Below are 15925 nucleotides of genomic sequence, written 5' to 3'. Positions count from 1 at the left end.
GAGCGCGCGCCAGGACGTGCGTCTGGTGTTCACCGACATCAACATGCCAGGAGCGATCAATGGGCTTGATCTGGCGCATGCTGTCAAAGCCAACTGGCCTGGGACCGGGGTCCTGCTGACCTCAGGCGCTCCTCCGCAGGGTGCTCTTCCAGCGGGCGCGCGGTTCCTGCAGAAGCCGTTCATGCCCATGGTGCTGGTGGCCGCTGTGCAAGACCTGCTGGCCGAAGCTCGTCCGTTCGCGAGGTCGGTCCTCAGGGCACCGCTTTGACCCAAGCCGATCTTTTGGCGTGTGCAGGCTTCCATGGTGGCCAGCACTCGCTGGCACGGCAACGAATTGCGCGCGTTGGATTGATCTTAGCCTAGCTGTCGCTACATTGCCCCGGTTCACGAAAGCCGGTTCATGTCCGATCCGTTTGCGAGCCTCAGGCTCGACCGCCAGCTCTGCTTTTCCGTCTACACCGCTGCCCAGGCCTTCAACGCCGCCTACAAGCCTCTGCTCGACGGGCTCGGCCTGACCTACCCGCAGTACCTCGTCATGATGGTGCTCTGGGAGGAGGACGACCTCACGGTCAGCGGCATCGGCGAGCGCCTGAGCCTCGACTCGGGCACGCTCACGCCGCTGCTCAAGCGCCTCGAGGCGGCAGGCTTCGTGAGCCGCCGGCGCGACACCCACGACGAGCGTCTCGTGCGTGTCACCCTGACCGAGAAGGGCCGGCAGACCCGCTCCGATGCCCTGACGGTTCCCGAGACGATGATCTGTGCCTTGGGGCAGTCCCTACCCGACCTGCAGGCCCTGAAGGCTGCCGTCGACCGCATCACGGCGACGCTGCGCGGAGCGGAGCCGCGGCAGAGCTGACGCGCACCTTTCAGCGTCAGCGAACGTCTGCTTTGGAGAGGCTTGTGACGGTAACCGAAGGACCGGAATGGGCGCAATTCGATCCATTAACCCCAGCCGAGGAAGCCCTCGCTCGCTGAAATGGGCGGGGCGGTTGCAAGGGCTGCGACATCGGCTCGCGGCTGGACCAGAGCCGGATCGAGCGCGAATTCGCGCGCGAGCGCAGATGCCGCCCCGAGCAGCGGGGCGTCCGAACCCGGTGGACCAACGACCTGGAGCGCAAAAGGCAGGCCATGCTCGTCGCGCCCAACCGGCAAGCATACCGCCGGGTGCCCCACCAGCGTCACGGCGTACGCGATCGCCAGCCAGTGAAAGTAGCTGTTGGTTGGAACGCCGTCGATCTCGTGCGGATACAACTCGCGCCAAGGCCGCGGGCTGATCGCAGCCGCGGGTGTGATCAGGAGATCGTGCTCGCGAAAGAAGGCACGAAACGTGCGGTAGAGCCGCGTCTGCATAGCCTGCGCCCGTGCGCCATCGGCGAAGCTGTAGCGAAGCCCCTCCTCGACATTCGCCGTTAGGTTCGGCCCGCAGGCGGTCCGGTCGTTGCGCACCTTGTCGAGATGAGCCGCGAGCACCTGGGAGGCGCGCAGGATCGCGAAGGTCTCGTCGGCGCCCGTGCAGTCTGGATGTGCCTCAACTGAACTCCCGCACCATCCCTGAGACGCTGACATGCGGGCGCGGAACGTCCTGCGTATCGTCGCCTCAACAGGAGCGAAGCCAAGATCCTCGCTCCAAGCCACCCGCAGATGCCTGAGGTCGACGTGCGGGAGAGGGAACAGCGGCCTGGCTCTCGGGTGGCTGAGAGGGTCGCGGTCGTCGGTCCCAGCCATAACGGAAAGGAGGAGGGCGGCATCCTCGACCGTGCGAGCCATGGGCCCGAGTGCGCTGAGCGGCGACCAGCCCAGCACCCTCTTCTCGGCCGGCACCACACCCGCCGACGGCCGAAAGCCTACGACCCCGCAGAAGGCTGCCGGCGTGCGAAGTGAGCCGGCCATGTCGGACCCGGTGCAAAGGGGCGCCATGCCGGTGGCGAGCGCGACCGCCGATCCGCCCGACGAGCCGGCGCAGGAGCGGTTCGGGTCAAAGGGGTTGCCCGTGGCGCCGTACACGGCATTGCGGGTGTTGGCGCCAAGCCCCCATTCGGGCGTGTTGGTCTTCGCGAAGACAACGCCCCCCGCCGCGCGGATCCGGGCTGCGATGCCACCGTCGGCGTCGGGGACGTAGTCCCGATACAAGAGGCTGCCAAAGGTCGTGCGCAAGCCCCGGGTCTCGTCGAGGTCCTTGATCCCGACCGGCATGCCATGCAGCGGAGCCAGGAACTCGCCATGCCTTACAGCTCGCTCCGCTGCCACGGCAGCAGCCCGAGCGCCCTCGCAGTCGAGCGCCACGACGGCGTTGACGGCGGGGTTGACGGCCTCGATCCGAGAAAGGCAGCTCTCGAGGAGTGCGACAGGGGAGATCTCGCCACGCCCAATGAGCCATCGGGCTTCGACGGCTGTTAGATCGCACAGCTCCAGCATGCAAGGCTCCTCCATTGGCAGGCGATGAGGCGTAGTAGCTCGGCCGCATGCGGGGGAAGCAGATGGTACCGCGGCCGGATGCGCAAGGAGGAGGGCAAGTTAAAGCACCCGAAGTTTCGGGTTGCGGCAATCGGCTCGACGAGTACTTGAATTCCGAGATTGGGCGGGCGAGTTCCCTGACGTACCCGGGCCTGCCGGACCCGATCACGCGAGCTGAGGCCACGCTTGCCGCACAGGGGGCAGCTGTAGGAAGCCCTACCATCTGACTGAAGCCGAGGGGAAGGGTCTCGGCAGCATATGGGGTGTGGTCGAGCGGGAGAAGGAGCGGCTCAACTGCATCCGTTTCTTGAGCCTGCAAGCCGCGACCTTGGTTGACGTGCTCATCGAGCAGCACCAGGCTGTCTTGGCCGCTGTCTTTCCAAGGTGCGATGCGGAAGAACATCACAGGAGAATGATGTCCTTGATATGTTCACGCAACTGTGGGTCTTGCGGACTGATCGACGAGCTTGATCGCAATACCGGCCACATCGTGCAACTCACTGATGCCGTGCAGTGGTCCTGACGAGACGCAGCTACGACGATCAAGGTTCGTGGCACGCCGCGACCTTCGGGACAGAGACCCGGAACACAGTGCCCCGTCCCACCATCGATCCGACCGTCACCTCGTGGCCCAGCATCGTCGCCGTGTGCCGCACAATCGCCAGCCCCATGCCGAGCCCCTCCGACCCATCCGGGTCGAGTTGACGGAACGCATCGAACACACGCTCCAGTTCACCCGGCGCGATCCCAATCCCCGTGTCCCAGACCTCAACCGACACGCAGCTTCCCCGGCGACGGCACCCGACCAGAATACGCCCGCCAGACAACGTGTACTTGATCGCGTTGCCCACGAAGTTCCGAACGATCGTGCTCAACATCGCCGGATCGCTGAACACGCATAGGCCAGTCGGAACGACGACCAGTGACAGCTTCTTGCGTCGCAGATGCGGCTCCCATCCGGCAACCACCTCTTCCAGAAGCGGCTGAAGGGCAAGCCGCTGCCAGTTCGGAACACCAGCGCCCAAACGAGAGGTCGCCACCAATTGGTCGAGATCGGACCCGAGCTTCTCGCAGGCACTCAGGGCCGTCTCGACCAGAGCCGTGTGAAGCTCGTTCGTCACCGCACGCTTGGCGATTTCGAGGGCGATACTCATCGTCTGGAGCGGTTGCTTCAGGTCATGACCGGCAACCGCCATCAGCCGGGCGCGTTCAAGACTGACCCGCTCGGCGTCGGCCAGAGCACGCCGCAACTCGAAGAGCGCCATCACCTGGCGTGCGAGCGCGATCAAAGCCTCACCCTCTTCAGGACGAAGCGTGCGCGGCTTGTGATCGAGAACGCACAGCGTCCCAAGCGGGTACCCGTCAGAGGTTTCGAGCAGCGCACCGGCATAGAAGCGCAGGCGAGGCTCGCCGGTCACAAGCGGGTTATGCGCAAAGCGCGGGTCCTGCGTCGTGTCGGGCACCACGAAGAGCCCCGGCTGGAGGATGGCATGCGCGCAGATCGACACATCGAGCGGTGTCTCGCGCACGCCAAGACCGATCTCCGACTTGAACCATTGCCGCCCCTCGTCGATGAGGTTGATCACGGCGATCGGCGCGTTGCAGATGTGGGCTGCAAGGTGGACGATGTCGTCGAACACGGCTTCGATGGGCGTGTCGAGAATGCCGTAGGCCCGCAGCACGGCAAGGCGCTGGGCTTCGTTAGAGGCAAGTGGTGCCGTCATGCGCTTCACTCCACACCAGTCTGTGTACCCCCGCGAGAGTAGAATTGCGACGCTCGCGTCGGCGGCTGAGGTGGCATCCCCGCAACAGGGTACAGATCCCGTGTAAGCCGGTCGAGGCGGCGGTATCCAAATCAGATCCGCCTACCCTAGCGTCGCTGTGTACCACCAGCGCCGAGGTGCCCTATGTCCGGATCTGAGCGGGTCGTGTTGTGCGTTGAGGACGATGCGATCGTCAGAATGTTCGTGACAGATGCGCTGGCCGATGCAGGCTTTCATGTGTTGGAGGCGGGCTCGGCAGCGGAAGCACTGGTGAGCCTTGCCGCTCGCGGCGACGTGCATGCGCTTGTGACCGATGTGGACATGCCACCGGGGATGAACGGGTTTGCGCTGGCGCACCGGGTGAGCGAACAGTGGCCCGGCATCGCAGTCGTCGTACTATCGGGTTGCTTGTCGCCGAGCCCTGGCGATCTGCCACCCGGTAGCACCTTCCTTGAGAAGCCGGTGAGTGAGGCGCGTCTTATCGCTGAGGTGACACGGGCCTGCGGGGCGAGAGGCGCTCCCCAAGCCGAAGATTGGAACCAGCATGCGGACGCAGCTTAGATAGCTCGTCCAGTCGTGGGGGACGCTGCCGAGAGGACGAGTGGCGTCGTCACACACGGACTACTCGCCCCTGAGCGACACGTGGAGTGCACGGAGCAGCGCTTCGGTTGGCGCAGGCTTTACGATCCACGGCACGTTTGCGAACACCTCGGGTAGATCAGGTGTCCGGCTATGGCCGCTATAGACGAGGAATGGAATGCCGCGTCCCTGAAGATCGCCGGCGAGCGCCTCACAGGGGCCGTCCTTGAGCGCATTGTCGAGGATCGCTCCTGAGGGCTCATGCCCCTTCAGCCACGCCTCCGCTGCTGTGCAGGTTGTGAACGGGCCAGCCACCTCGAAGCCATCCCGCTCCAAGCTGTCGGCAAGCTCCAGAGCAATGAGCACCTCGTCCTCCGCTAGGAGGATGAGAGGACGTGGCGTATGGGCCTCAGTCATGCGTGCCTGTTATCTCCCTCACGTCGGAAGCTTGGCGTGCGGCTGTGTACAATCACCTCGTATGGCGTGGGATGGGGATTGTATCGCCCGTCATGGTGGAGCGGACGTGAACGCAGCCTGAAGGGCTCCCAAGCTAGTAGGCAGGGACAAGACGCTGCTCGATGAGTGGCGCTGTCACGCTGAAGCGGAGCCCGTCAGGGGCGTAGGTGATCTCCACTCGCGCATTGCATTGTAGTTCAAGCATGCGCTGGATCTGCGACCCGACCCCGCGTCGCGCTGGCTTCTCGACTGGTCCACCGCCATGCTCCCGCCAGTCGAGACACAAGCTTCGGTGGAGGCCATCCCGGCGCTCATCCCAAGCCACCTCGACTTGCCCACCAGGGGCCGATAGCGCTCCATGCCGAGCCGCATTGATGGCGAGTTCATGAAGGGCCATGCTCAGGGGCACGGCAAGATCGGCCGCAAGGTGAAGATCGGGACCGCTCAGAGCAATTCGCCCGCTCTCTTCGTCGGCATGCGCTCTGAGTTCATTTAGGAGGAGTTCGCGCAGGGAGGCAGTCTGCCAGTAGTCCTCCGTGAGGAGGGCTTGGGTTCTGGCCATCGACGTGATCCGCCCCGAGAAAGCCGAGTAGAACTCAGCCGTGCTGTGGCTCGCCCGAGCCGTCGCGCCGAGAAGCGACTGCATGACGGCGAGTTGATTGCGGGTACGATGGTGAAGCTCACGCACGAGCAGCGCCTGCCGTTCCTCAGCGCGTCTGCTGGCTGCGAGTGCCTCGTCACGAGCAGCGATGGCGTGGCGCAATTCGAGTTGTGCCACGACTTGCCGCGCAAGCGCTGAAAGAGCGTTCCTCTGGTCCGGCGAGAGGTCACGCGGCACATAGTCGAGGACGCACAACGTCCCGAGCGGCAGGCCCGCAGGACTGTCGAGGCGAGCGCCTGCGTAGAATCGTAGGTGCGGATGCTCGGCGACGAGCGGGTTACGAGAGAAGCGCGGATCGGCGGCCGCATCGGGAACAATGGTCAGCCCTGGACGGAGGGCCGCCTTGGCGCAGAAGGAGACCTCGATGGGGGTCTCACGAAGGCCAAGCCCGACCTCAGCCTTGAACCATTGCCGCCGGTCCTCAACGAGGCTGATGGCGGATACCGGCGTGCCGCAGATGTGAGCCGCCAGATGCGCGATGTCGTCGAAGTCCGGTTCAGGTGGTGTGTCGAGGATGGCGTAGGCGCGCAGGGTGGCCAGCCGTTGTTCCTCATCCCAGGGAAAGTTCTGATCACCCGTCACTCGTCACACCCGTTAACATGCAGCAATGATGAGCAACGGGAGAGAGCCGGACAGAGTTCAACCTAAGCTGCCGGAAACTGAACGGGAACATCACCTCTACGCCCAAGTTGATTCCATAGCAGCCCAGCTTGGGCCGGTGTTGGAGATCAAGGCATGGGTATCGGGACCATCCTCCTTATCATCCTGATCCTCGCGTTCCTCGGCGTGCTTCCCACCTGGGGGCACAGCCGCTCGTGGGGGTATGGGCCAAGCGGCATCGTCGGGGTGGTCGTCGTGATCCTTATTATTCTGCTCCTGCTAGGACGGATCTGAGTGACCTTCCCTGCCTGCGAGAGGGTTCGAGACCATCATTCCCAGCAGGCGAGTGGTTTGAAGCAGACCATCAGTTGCGCGCATGGTTCCGTTGGAGTGCCTGGAGCAGCTTGCGTTTCAGCGAAACGTGCGATTGATCTGGGGAAGGGCTACGAGTAGGCGGGCTCGTGGCCGGACTAGCAGCCGCCCAAGCCCTGAGTGCGGCAAAGGAGCAGCTAAAAGCGCCTCATCAGAGTTCAATCCGGGCCTGACATAGGGGGCACTGGCATCAGTAGGGCGTTCTTCCTTGATGACAGAGTCCGAGCTGGTGCTCCTATTCGTTGTTGTCGCAAAGGGGCGCAGGTCGGAAGGGGCGAACATATCGATGTCTTGGGCGAGAGCTTCTGAAGCAGGCGCCAGCCGAGACTGGCCCGGCAACTAGGTGGCAACCTGGCTCTGGCCCGCAGCCGTTGAGACAAGGCCGGTTCACCTTAGCGAGTGGGTAGACTCTCCACCTTTCCTCCGAAGTCCCGTCGCCCCATCACTCGCACTGGACCCAAGTGCAACGGCTAGGCCCAGCAAAGGGGGGCATATGAGAACCATCGGTGCCCAACGATATCTCGGCTGGGCTGCGTTCGCGGCACTCGGAGCGCTTTCGCTCTGGCCGGGAGGGTTACAGGTCCGCACGGGCGCAGGTAGCCACCTTGAGCACTTCGTGGCTTATGCGTTCACCGGTTTTTTCTTAGCGCTTGGGCATCCTGGTTTTAATGCTCGTTTCGCAACTTGGTGTCTGCTCGGGATGTATGCAGCGGCTCTTGAAAGACTCCAGCTCGTCATTCCAGGCCACACGTCACAGGTCGTTGACGTCGAGGGGGGGGTGGCCGGAGCCTTCGCCGGCCTGCTCGGCGCTCTGCTCTTCGAACTGATTGCCTACAGATCGCGCCGCTGAGGCCGGCGGCCGCGCGCTATTCTGCAGATCGGTGACAATTGTCCGGCTTAAGGAAAGAAGGCAGTGCGCTCGGGTCCGCTGCCCACGCCGTCAGAGCTTGTTCACAGGGTAACCCTCTCGGTCACCGGGCCGCCTCACTGGTTCCAGGCGCTCAGCCATATGCAGATACTCCTGTGCGAGCTGAAGCAGCCGCTCTCGCCCGTCGTGGCGCGAGAGTAGCGCCGCAACTCCACGGCAATGATCAGCCCTACGACGACACTCCTGGGCCTTCTTTGCGCCGTCGTCCATATGCGCCCCCGCCAAAGGCAGTGAGGCAGAACGGTAAGGCTTCGACCTGATGAGTCGCGCGTACATGGGTCATACAAGACAAAAAGCCCTTGCGGGGCGGCTGCCCGCAACGTCGTCCGATTTCCGCAGTGTCAGTGGAAGGCTCGGCCCGAACGTGCGGGACTGGCGAGCTCGATTAGGGCTCGGCCTGCCGCCTGAAAGGAGACAGCGTGGCGTCGACAAGCCGAATGAGTGGAATCAGCACCAGCGAGCAGGCCTGGCCTTCGGCGCTCGCATGAGTGCCGTCGGGTCATGTCGCATGGCCGGGCTGTGCAATCGGTGGTCTCGTGTAGCGAAACGGAGGCGCTATTCAGGGATCGCCAATAAGCGTTTGGGCCAAGTTCGGCGCAAGCTTTGTCGTATGGCAGGCGGACCGTCGACCCACCCTGGGGCCATGCCGCCCAGAGCCGACGCGAGTTCCTGGGGAGGTGGACGTCGCAACTGCGGCCCAACCCCGCTGCCCTCTGCCGCCCTCTGATGAACCCAGTGCTCCCGGCCCGAGTGAGACAGAGTACGAACAGGCGATGCCGGCAGCTTGATGCTCACGAACTTCTTGCTCATGCAGCCCTCCTCTCCTGGTTTGCACTGGTGCCGGCAATGCAGACTACAAGTGCCGCAAGCTCCTGCACGGCTTCACTGCGCGGAGCGGCCTCTGCGACGGACAGCCCCTGCGCAGCACTCTCGGCATAGACGATCCGCTGCTGAAGGTGTGCCGGCAGCACGGGCATCCCAAGCGGCGCGAGCGCACCGTCGAAGTCTCGGCCGAGCGCTGAGTTCTTGATCTTGCGGTTGATCACGAAGGTGGCCGCGAGGTGCGGCCTGAACTGCTGAGCCTCGCGAATGAGCTGCACCGTCTCGAGGCTGGCCCAGAGATCGTAAGGAGAGGGCTGCACCGGAATGAGCACAAGGTCGCTTGCCAACATGGCCGAGCGGCTCAGATCGTTCACGCGCGGAGCGCCGTCGATGATCACATCGTCGTAGTGTTGTGCGATCTGCGGCAGGTCACGGTGGAGCGTGGGCTTTGCCATCCCAACCACCGGAAAGAGTGGTGCGCGCTCGCGCGTGCTCGACCAAGCCAGCGAACTGCCCTGCGGGTCACCGTCGACGAGAAGGGGTCGACGCCCGTTGCGGGCCAAGATGGCGGCGATGTTGACGGCGAGGGTTGTCTTGCCGACCCCGCCTTTCTGGTTGAGCACGGCGATGATCATCGGCGGCTGCCCTCGTGCCAACGCCAGGTGATTGGCGCTGAGACTAGGGTGCAGGCTCATGGTTGACCGAAGGTAAACGCCAGGGAAGGGTGTCTCCTAATGCGAGGCTCGGGTGTCCATCTTTGCAGTGTCATGTCTGGTTTGGCGGTGGAAGATCTAATGTTGCCACAGAGTGGACCCCGTCCAGCGGCGCCGACCTGTGGCCGTTTGACAACGCGATGCGACCTAGACGCTTGCAGGCGCGTTGTCTCTCGGAGGAGCAATCTTCAAGGAAGGTTTGTGCAATGTTCGCGTGCACCATCCACTTCTATCGAACGGTGTTCGGCGTGCCTTTTGCTGTGCCGAAGGGTAGCATCGAGATCCGATCCGCTCGTGACGAGATCCGGGCCATCGAGGCCGCCAAGCTTCGGTTTGCGCGCCGGCATCAGCTGCTCACGTGGACACTGCGCGCTGACACGTTCGATATGGCCTGCAACGATCGGACTGGCTGGTCCACGTAGACGGGCAGAATGCGGATGCTGATGCGCAACAGCCAACGCCGGAGGACGCATTGTCGTTCAGGCCCACGTGGCTCTATCCGAAGGGAACATCAGCTGGCGCCGTGAGCCGTATGCAACGTTGTTCCAACTCCAGCGCACCGGCCGTGTGGCGCAGCACTGCCGCACGCATGAGTGGGTTAGCAGCATGCTCAGGTTACATCGTAGCGCACCACTATCAGCGAAGCCCTCAAGCCGGTTAACGGAAAACTCACTCTGTCGAGGGATGCTGACGGGCTTGTTGCGACGAGGCCCTCATGCGCATCCTCCTGATCGAGGACGATCCGTCGATCTCCCAGAGCATCGAGCTGATGCTCAAGTCGGAGCGCTTCAACACCCATGCCACGGACCTGGGCGAGGAGGGCGTCGATCTCGGCAAGCTCTACGATTACGACATCATCCTACTCGACCTGAACCTGCCCGACATGTCGGGCTACGAGGTTCTCCGCTCGTTGCGGGTCGCCAAGGTGAAGACGCCGATCCTGATCCTGTCGGGCCTGGCGGGCATCGAGGACAAGGTGAAGGGTCTGGGCTTCGGCGCGGACGACTACCTCACCAAGCCCTTCCACAAGGACGAGCTGGTGGCGCGCATCCACGCCATCGTGCGCCGCTCCAAGGGCCACGCCGAGGCGGTGCTCACCTGCGGCGACCTGAAGGTGCGCATGGACGCCAAGCTCGCCGAGATCGGCACGACGCGTCTCAATCTGACTGGCAAAGAGTACGCCATTCTGGAGCTGCTGGCGCTCCGGCAGGGCAGCACGATCACGAAAGAGATGTTCCTGAACCATCTCTACGGCGGCATGGACGAGCCGGAGCTGAAGATCATCGACGTGTTCATCTGCAAGCTGCGCAAGAAGCTCGCGGACGCCTCAAACGGCAAGGACTACATCGAGACCATCTGGGGCCGTGGCTACACACTGCGCGAGCCGCAAGAGCAGCGGGCGACGGGTTAAAGGCGACCGTGGTCAGTTTTCAGAGGTGTCGTCATCGGACCTACAGTCCGACCGAAGATTTTTGACCCGGTGCTAGCAGGACGGCATCCATCCCAAGCTCGGGGATCGAAAGGGTCGCCGAAACGGCGTTGGGATCGGACAGCCTGGGCGTCGACGCAGATCCTCGAAACGGTTTCTACAAACGGAGGTTCCGCGAGGCTTGCTTCGGCCGACGATGTTCAACACAAGCAGACAACGTCGTCCCGCTCGCATAATCAACAAAGGGAATGTCCGCTTTCGGGGTTTAGCGCAAGAGGTCTCTACAGCCGACATGGGCGCGGAGCAGTAGGTCCGCTTCTGGGCCGCAAGCTACTTCCCGACAATGAGTAGAACCATAATCCTCACCCTGCGACACAACACTTGTCGAGGCTGATAGACAGGGCGCGTGACAACTCCCGTGACCCCGATCAGCGCTGGACGGCTCCTGTGTGAGTTGCCCCAGCTTGATCGGGCGCTAACCAGACGCGCGTCTGCGGTCCGTGCGGATGCTCAGGATCGTGTGAGTGGGTGGCCATCTCGCCACCCAGCTGGCCGATAAGTCCCTCGGGCCCGTAGATGGAGCGGTGCAGGCCCCAATACCCCGTCGCGAACACCATCAGGACAACAGCGAGGGCAGCCGGCACCGCGGCAAGCTTCTGCCTGATCGCTGGAAGGAAATGGACGTGACGTTCCGGGTCAGCCGCGATGATCACGATCATGCCCATGATCAGGGCATGGCCGACGAGATCGATGCGCCCAAACGGATACACCGCGGCGTTGAAGATGACGAATAGAGCGATGGCGGACAGGCGGCGGATCAGCGGTGTCCAGATCAGCCCGAAGCCCATCGTGAACTCCGCCACCCCAGCCGTAGGAATGAAGGCATCGCGGGGCAGGCCGAAGGTGAGGAACGGCTTCGCCTCGACAAGCGGGTAGAACCAGTCCGGATAGGCGAACTTCTCCAGCGCCGACCACATGAGCGCAACGGAAACGCCCCAGCGCAGGGCCTCGAAGCGATGCCGGCGCCAGCCCTCGTCGGCTGACGCCTCGAGCACAAGGTACGCCGCCGCCGAGACCCCAAGGGCGAGATAGTCCAGCAGGTGGAACAGGTCGTAGTCGCGCAGAGCCAATACCCAGAGCGCGATGATGCCAGCTGCCGCCAGGGGCTGCGTGCGCCGCGAGAAGATCAGGGCCGCGATGAGCAGCTGCGCCCAGGAGACGAGCTCCGAGCGCGTCGTGAGGTCCGGCGTCAGGTACACACCTCCCACGGCAAAGATGGCTACGAAGAACGCGCCGATGGTCGCTCGCATGAAGTCGTCGGCACGGCGCCAGAGCGCGGCGGAGACCCGGTCGAGCATGGTGAGTGTGCCCTGCCCGACGCGGGTTACCTCGATGGCCCGTGTGGCCAGGAAGAACGCCAGAACCAGGGCGAGCGCCGTCCAGAACCAAACATCCGTCAACGTCGCTCCGACGGGCCTGGGCGGCGCGCCGACGATGTAGGGGGCGAACCACTTGACGTGAGCCTGAGCCGGCAGGGTCGGTGCGAGGACGCATGCGGCAGCCAGGAGAGGACGGGAGATCCGATGGCAGATCATGGCGTGGTCCTCAGGCGAGCCTGGCAACGAGGCACATGGCCGTCGTGGCGCTTGCGAGCGCGACCGGGATGGTGAGGATCTGGACGAGAGCCTGCATTCCGGTGAGGTGACCCGTGAAGGTCTGCAGGCCCCGGTCGAGAAACACGGCGAGCGTCGGGTTCTGGCCCGTCCGCGGTTCGAGCTTCAGAATGAGCCAGGGCACGCCCAGATACACGCTGGCATAGACGGCATCGACGACGACCATCTCGAGTGCCTGCAGGTCACTCCAGAACGTGATCAGGTAGGCCCCGATGATCCAGGCGAACGCTCCCACCAACATGAACCCGACTGCGGGCGGCAGGTCAGGGACGAGGCGCTCCGGCAGGTAGCGGTGATCGTCGTTGGCGGGCTGCGGGACGTCTTCGAACCACAGGCCGAGGACCGGAAAGGGCTCGGGCTCCTGCGGGAGCGTGGGCATGAGATCGATAGCATGGTCGGCCATGGCAAGCCTCCAGGGATCGCGCACGCGGGGCGGCGCGGGATGTCGTCGATGGGTATGGAGAAGGAGGGGGCTCTAGGGTCGTCGTCGACGGCCCGAGCCGGCCCGGCATCGCTGGTAGGTCATAGCCGTGCCTCCGCGAGCCCAGGACGAACAAGCGCCTTCGGCCCGATCCCAAGCCCGATCATGAGGCTGTCGGCGATCCTGTGGGCGCGGTCGACGAAGAACGGGGCCGCCTCGCCGCAGGTCTCGCGAGCGGTCGTCTCGAACAGGTCGAGCCAGCGGCCGAAGTGCTCGGGGTCGAGACCCAGGTCACGGTGGGCCAGGTGGGGCTTGCCAGCATAACGGCCCGTGCTCAGAGCTACCGACGACCAGAAATCAACCATGACGGCCAGATGCTCGTCCCAGCGCTGATCGAGCCTGTCGCGGAAGACGGGGCCGAGAGCCTCGTCCCGCAGCACCCGCTCGTAGAACGCCTGCACCAGAGCGCGGATCATCTCCTCCGAGATGGTGGCCTGTGGCTGCGTGAGGGGGATAGCGCCGGCGCTCATGATCAACTCTCAATCATGCATCTGCGATGCATCTTTCGTGTACGCCTGAAAAGCGGTACTGTAAATACCTGATTGTGAGATCCCGATGCGCCTGACCGTTCACACCGACTACGCCCTTCGCGTGCTGATGACCCTGGCCGTCGTAGACGACCGGGTGGTCACCATTGACGAGCTTGCACGCCGGCACCGCGTGTCGAAGAACCACCTTATGAAGGTGGCTCAAACCCTGGTGGCGCTCGGCCTCGTTCAGGGCGTGCGGGGCCGTGCCGGCGGCCTGAGGCTGAAGGGCGACCCGCAGCAGATCCGGATGGGTGCGGTCGTCCGGGCGCTCGAGGGCGACATGCGTCTCGTCGAGTGCTTAGGGGATGGGCCGGCGGCGTGTGTGTTCACCGGCACGTGCCGCCTGACCCGCGCGCTGGCCCGAGCCGTGGAGGCGTTCTTGTCCGAGCTCGACAAGCTGACCCTGGCTGATTTGGCGGGCCTGCGCCCTGCCATGCGTGAGCGGCTGGGGCTACCCGATGCATCGGTCGAGGGGGCCGGTGCCGCCGAGCGCGAGGACGGCACACCAATTCCGTCGTGAATGCATCTCGCTTCGGACCCTTCGGAGGTCTGGCGTGAGACAATGAGGTGTCCTGAGCGTTCGCGGTCCTCCGAACTGTTCGCCTCGGGGCAGTCTATTTGGCTCCGAACGATCGTGACTGGCCGGAAACGGAATGGCAGCTTCCAGCGCTCAGGCATGGAAAGCGGACATTGGCGGCCTACGTGGCGGCGGGCGTCACCAGCCCCCTCGATGGGACCCGGCCAGGGTGTCACCTTGCGGGGGAGCTGGACGCCGGTCGGCCCTGTAAGTGCCTGAATGGAAGGGCACAGGTGGGGTCACGACTTCGCGCCGACTCACAGCCATTACGGAGTGGGGGAGGGCAGCCGCCCGGCTACCTGGACCACGCATCGGCTTTCTGGATCCTGAGGGGGCGAGGTCGTGCTCCAGGAAACCCTGTGGAAACGCCGCGCTCGTCAGGAACAAAGCCGCCGCGGTGACGCTTCATCTTACAAGGCGTGTGCCTCGCCGGCTGGCCTGATCACCCACGCCCGGCAGTCGACCATAAGCGGGCCGATCCCGCCCACGCTGTCATAGGAGCCCCGCCCGGTCCCCCACCGGAGCGGGGCTTTCTACAGCACACCTCACCCAGCGCCAGGCGGGCGGCATTCGAAGTGGCTGACGTCGCGGCATCCGTGATCCTCCCAGCATCCGAACACCGTTCAGGGGCAATCTTGGCCGCCAACAAGGCTCAAGTCGGAGGATGGCCCATGCGCCCGCAGACCGTACTTGTCGTTGATGAGCACCCCATTATCCGGGAATACGCCGGTGTCGTGCTGAGCGAGAACATCGGCCTCCACGTCGTCGAGGCTGCCGATCTTGAGGACGCCGTCAACGTGCTTCAGACGAGTCCCGACATCCAGCTCGCTCTCATCGGGGTACCGACACCCAGATCCGAGGATCCGTTTGCGGGGGTCCGGCTACTGGCGAGCCGCTGGCCGCACCTGTCCATCATCGTCGCGACAGGTGGGCCCTTGCCGCGAGCTGAAACGCTGCCACCGAGAGCGCGCGTGCTGCTGAAGCCGTATCCACCGACAGCTCTGGTCGCAGCTACGCGCGAGGCGCTCAGCGGCTTGTGGCAGCCGATCATCCTCAAGCGCCCGGTCAGTGCCGCGCCTGGCCTAGGCCCCTGTCGCGGCTAGTCGTGACGGGCGCCCCTCTTGGCGAGCGGCGCTGGAAAGCTCTACCGTGCCGAGGTTCGTCTCTGGAGGTTGCCTCTCACTCATGCACAAGTTCAAAGTTGGGCAGATCGTCAGCCTGAGCGGCGCGATGCGGAACGACATGCTCCAAGCCTATGAGGTCATCCGTCAGCTGCCAGCCGATGCGTCGGGTATGCGGCACTACCACGTCAAAGGTGTTGCAACCGGAGGCGAGCGTGCCGCGCGAGAGGCGGACCTCACGGCCTTTGAACCCTCAGCGGGGCCGGGCGTAGGCCGAAAGTAACCTTGTGCCTTGACCCTTGGTGCGGTCACTCTGCCGCCCCGTTCAGCGCCGAGGTGACACGATGAAGGTCTCGACGAAGCGCCGCGCCCGCCGCTGGGCCCTCCTGGCCCTCGACCGAGCCATCACACAGGCCGCGCCTACGGTCGCAGGTCCGGCCGGTTAGCCTGCTCCGCTCAAGACGAGGTCGGACGCGTCGATAACAACGCCTCGGTCCAGAAGCTCGACCCGACGCGGCACCTTCTGTCGCTCCACAAGCCGGCGCGCCCGCTCGACAGCATCCGCGAACGCGGCATTGGCCTCGGAAAGTTCGTTGCGGGTCACGGCCGCCGCTTCGATCCCGGCGCGGTAGGTCACGATCCGATACCGAAAGCTCGCCACGGCTACGTCACCCCGCTCAGGAGCTTGACCATAGTTGTTCGCCGCGCAGCAGGCCAAGAGGCCCAGGTCACTGTGCACCACTACTTACGCGCTCTGCACAGTTTG

The 15925-nt window shown here is 64.3% G+C and carries 17 protein-coding genes; 8 read left to right on the top strand and 9 right to left on the bottom strand.

The features are described from left to right. Together F0L46_RS15220 and F0L46_RS15215 are read left to right on the top strand one after the other, a co-directional pair. Positions 1–268: response regulator (locus F0L46_RS15220; protein ID WP_149819023.1), on the top strand; the 268-nt coding region annotated here is incomplete at its 5' end. A 132-nt stretch (positions 269–400) separates the two neighbouring features. Further along, positions 401–856, top strand: coding sequence for a MarR family winged helix-turn-helix transcriptional regulator (locus tag F0L46_RS15215; protein ID WP_149819021.1), 456 nt, complete (start codon positions 401–403; stop codon positions 854–856). Between the two features lie 86 nt (positions 857–942). On the opposite strand, the gene F0L46_RS15210 is transcribed toward F0L46_RS15215, so the two are convergent. Both F0L46_RS15210 and F0L46_RS15205 read right to left on the bottom strand, forming a co-directional pair. Continuing rightward, entirely contained in the window at positions 943–2415 is a 1473-nt protein-coding gene (locus F0L46_RS15210; protein WP_149819019.1) for an amidase, read from the bottom strand. Positions 2416–2996: 581 nt separating this feature from the next. Further along, a complete protein-coding gene (locus F0L46_RS15205; protein ID WP_149819017.1) occupies positions 2997–4178 on the bottom strand; it encodes a GAF domain-containing sensor histidine kinase in 1182 nt (393 codons plus the stop codon). 183 nt (positions 4179–4361) lie between these two features. On the opposite strand from F0L46_RS15205, the gene F0L46_RS15200 reads away from it, so the two are divergent. Next, a complete protein-coding gene (locus F0L46_RS15200) occupies positions 4362–4778 on the top strand; it encodes a response regulator (RefSeq protein ID WP_149819015.1) in 417 nt (138 codons plus the stop codon). 60 nt (positions 4779–4838) lie between these two features. Here the strand turns inward: F0L46_RS15200 and F0L46_RS15195 are convergent, their stop codons facing one another. Together F0L46_RS15195 and F0L46_RS15190 are read right to left on the bottom strand one after the other, a co-directional pair. Further along, positions 4839–5213 carry a response regulator gene (locus F0L46_RS15195; protein WP_149819013.1) on the bottom strand — a complete coding sequence of 125 codons (375 nt, stop codon included), beginning with the start codon at positions 5211–5213 and terminating at the stop codon, positions 4839–4841. A gap of 133 nt (positions 5214–5346) precedes the next feature. Then, on the bottom strand, positions 5347–6495 hold the full coding sequence (locus F0L46_RS15190; RefSeq protein WP_149819011.1) for a sensor histidine kinase: 1149 nt from the start codon (positions 6493–6495) through the stop codon (positions 5347–5349). Positions 6496–6648: 153 nt separating this feature from the next. Between F0L46_RS15190 and F0L46_RS15185 the strand changes: the two genes are divergently transcribed. After that, the gene (locus F0L46_RS15185) at positions 6649–6807 is read left to right on the top strand and encodes a DUF3309 family protein (RefSeq protein WP_149819009.1); all 159 of its coding nucleotides are present in this window, start codon (positions 6649–6651) and stop codon (positions 6805–6807) included. A gap of 571 nt (positions 6808–7378) precedes the next feature. Next, on the top strand, positions 7379–7735 hold the full coding sequence (locus tag F0L46_RS15180; protein ID WP_149819007.1) for a VanZ family protein: 357 nt from the start codon (positions 7379–7381) through the stop codon (positions 7733–7735). Positions 7736–8619: 884 nt separating this feature from the next. Here F0L46_RS15180 and parA read toward each other — a convergent pair. Next, a complete protein-coding gene (parA, locus tag F0L46_RS15175; protein ID WP_149819005.1) occupies positions 8620–9270 on the bottom strand; it encodes a ParA family partition ATPase in 651 nt (216 codons plus the stop codon). 793 nt (positions 9271–10063) lie between these two features. Here parA and ctrA point away from each other — a divergent pair. After that, positions 10064–10759 carry a response regulator transcription factor CtrA gene (gene ctrA, locus F0L46_RS15165; RefSeq protein WP_149819001.1) on the top strand — a complete coding sequence of 232 codons (696 nt, stop codon included), beginning with the start codon at positions 10064–10066 and terminating at the stop codon, positions 10757–10759. Between the two features lie 446 nt (positions 10760–11205). Here ctrA and F0L46_RS15160 read toward each other — a convergent pair whose 3' ends face one another. From F0L46_RS15160 to F0L46_RS15150, 3 genes are all read right to left on the bottom strand, one after another. Then, positions 11206–12372: a hypothetical protein gene (locus F0L46_RS15160; RefSeq protein WP_210247644.1), complete on the bottom strand. Its 1167-nt coding sequence runs from the start codon at positions 12370–12372 to the stop codon at positions 11206–11208. Positions 12373–12382: 10 nt separating this feature from the next. Next, positions 12383–12853, bottom strand: a complete 471-nt coding sequence (locus tag F0L46_RS15155) for a hypothetical protein (RefSeq protein WP_149818999.1) — start codon at positions 12851–12853, stop codon at positions 12383–12385. 119 nt (positions 12854–12972) lie between these two features. Next, positions 12973–13401 (bottom strand): group III truncated hemoglobin, encoded by a 429-nt coding sequence (locus F0L46_RS15150; RefSeq protein WP_149818997.1) that lies wholly within the window; start codon positions 13399–13401, stop codon positions 12973–12975. An 85-nt stretch (positions 13402–13486) separates the two neighbouring features. On the opposite strand from F0L46_RS15150, the gene F0L46_RS15145 reads away from it, so the two are divergent. Then, the gene (locus tag F0L46_RS15145) at positions 13487–13981 is read left to right on the top strand and encodes an RrF2 family transcriptional regulator (protein WP_149818995.1); all 495 of its coding nucleotides are present in this window, start codon (positions 13487–13489) and stop codon (positions 13979–13981) included. A 728-nt stretch (positions 13982–14709) separates the two neighbouring features. Further along, positions 14710–15141 (top strand): DNA-binding transcriptional response regulator, encoded by a 432-nt coding sequence (locus tag F0L46_RS15140; RefSeq protein WP_149818993.1) that lies wholly within the window; start codon positions 14710–14712, stop codon positions 15139–15141. Positions 15142–15601: 460 nt separating this feature from the next. Here the strand turns inward: F0L46_RS15140 and F0L46_RS15130 are convergent, their stop codons facing one another. Next, positions 15602–15796 (bottom strand): hypothetical protein, encoded by a 195-nt coding sequence (locus F0L46_RS15130; RefSeq protein ID WP_149818989.1) that lies wholly within the window; start codon positions 15794–15796, stop codon positions 15602–15604. Positions 15797–15925: the final 129 nt, after the last annotated feature.

The sequence above is a fragment of the Salinarimonas soli genome, from assembly GCF_008386575.1.
In the GTDB taxonomy this organism is placed as follows: domain Bacteria; phylum Pseudomonadota; class Alphaproteobacteria; order Rhizobiales; family Beijerinckiaceae; genus Salinarimonas_A; species Salinarimonas_A soli.
This window is presented reverse-complemented; position numbering and strand designations above follow the sequence as displayed.

Excerpts from the sequence above, each read along its gene's own strand:
- F0L46_RS15185 (WP_149819009.1), top strand. The coding sequence starts at position 6,649 with ATGGGTATCGGGACCATCCTCCTTATCATCCTGATCCTCGCGTTCCTC.
- ctrA (WP_149819001.1), top strand. The coding sequence starts at position 10,064 with ATGCGCATCCTCCTGATCGAGGACGATCCGTCGATCTCCCAGAGCATC.
- F0L46_RS15150 (WP_149818997.1), bottom strand. The coding sequence starts at position 13,401 with ATGAGCGCCGGCGCTATCCCCCTCACGCAGCCACAGGCCACCATCTCG.
- parA (WP_149819005.1), bottom strand. The coding sequence starts at position 9,270 with ATGATCATCGCCGTGCTCAACCAGAAAGGCGGGGTCGGCAAGACAACC.
- F0L46_RS15195 (WP_149819013.1), bottom strand. The coding sequence starts at position 5,213 with ATGACTGAGGCCCATACGCCACGTCCTCTCATCCTCCTAGCGGAGGAC.
- F0L46_RS15145 (WP_149818995.1), top strand. The coding sequence starts at position 13,487 with ATGCGCCTGACCGTTCACACCGACTACGCCCTTCGCGTGCTGATGACC.
- F0L46_RS15205 (WP_149819017.1), bottom strand. The coding sequence starts at position 4,178 with ATGACGGCACCACTTGCCTCTAACGAAGCCCAGCGCCTTGCCGTGCTG.
- F0L46_RS15140 (WP_149818993.1), top strand. The coding sequence starts at position 14,710 with ATGCGCCCGCAGACCGTACTTGTCGTTGATGAGCACCCCATTATCCGG.
- F0L46_RS15200 (WP_149819015.1), top strand. The coding sequence starts at position 4,362 with ATGTCCGGATCTGAGCGGGTCGTGTTGTGCGTTGAGGACGATGCGATC.
- F0L46_RS15210 (WP_149819019.1), bottom strand. The coding sequence starts at position 2,415 with ATGCTGGAGCTGTGCGATCTAACAGCCGTCGAAGCCCGATGGCTCATT.
- F0L46_RS15155 (WP_149818999.1), bottom strand. The coding sequence starts at position 12,853 with ATGGCCGACCATGCTATCGATCTCATGCCCACGCTCCCGCAGGAGCCC.
- F0L46_RS15180 (WP_149819007.1), top strand. The coding sequence starts at position 7,379 with ATGAGAACCATCGGTGCCCAACGATATCTCGGCTGGGCTGCGTTCGCG.
- F0L46_RS15215 (WP_149819021.1), top strand. The coding sequence starts at position 401 with ATGTCCGATCCGTTTGCGAGCCTCAGGCTCGACCGCCAGCTCTGCTTT.
- F0L46_RS15160 (WP_210247644.1), bottom strand. The coding sequence starts at position 12,372 with ATGATCTGCCATCGGATCTCCCGTCCTCTCCTGGCTGCCGCATGCGTC.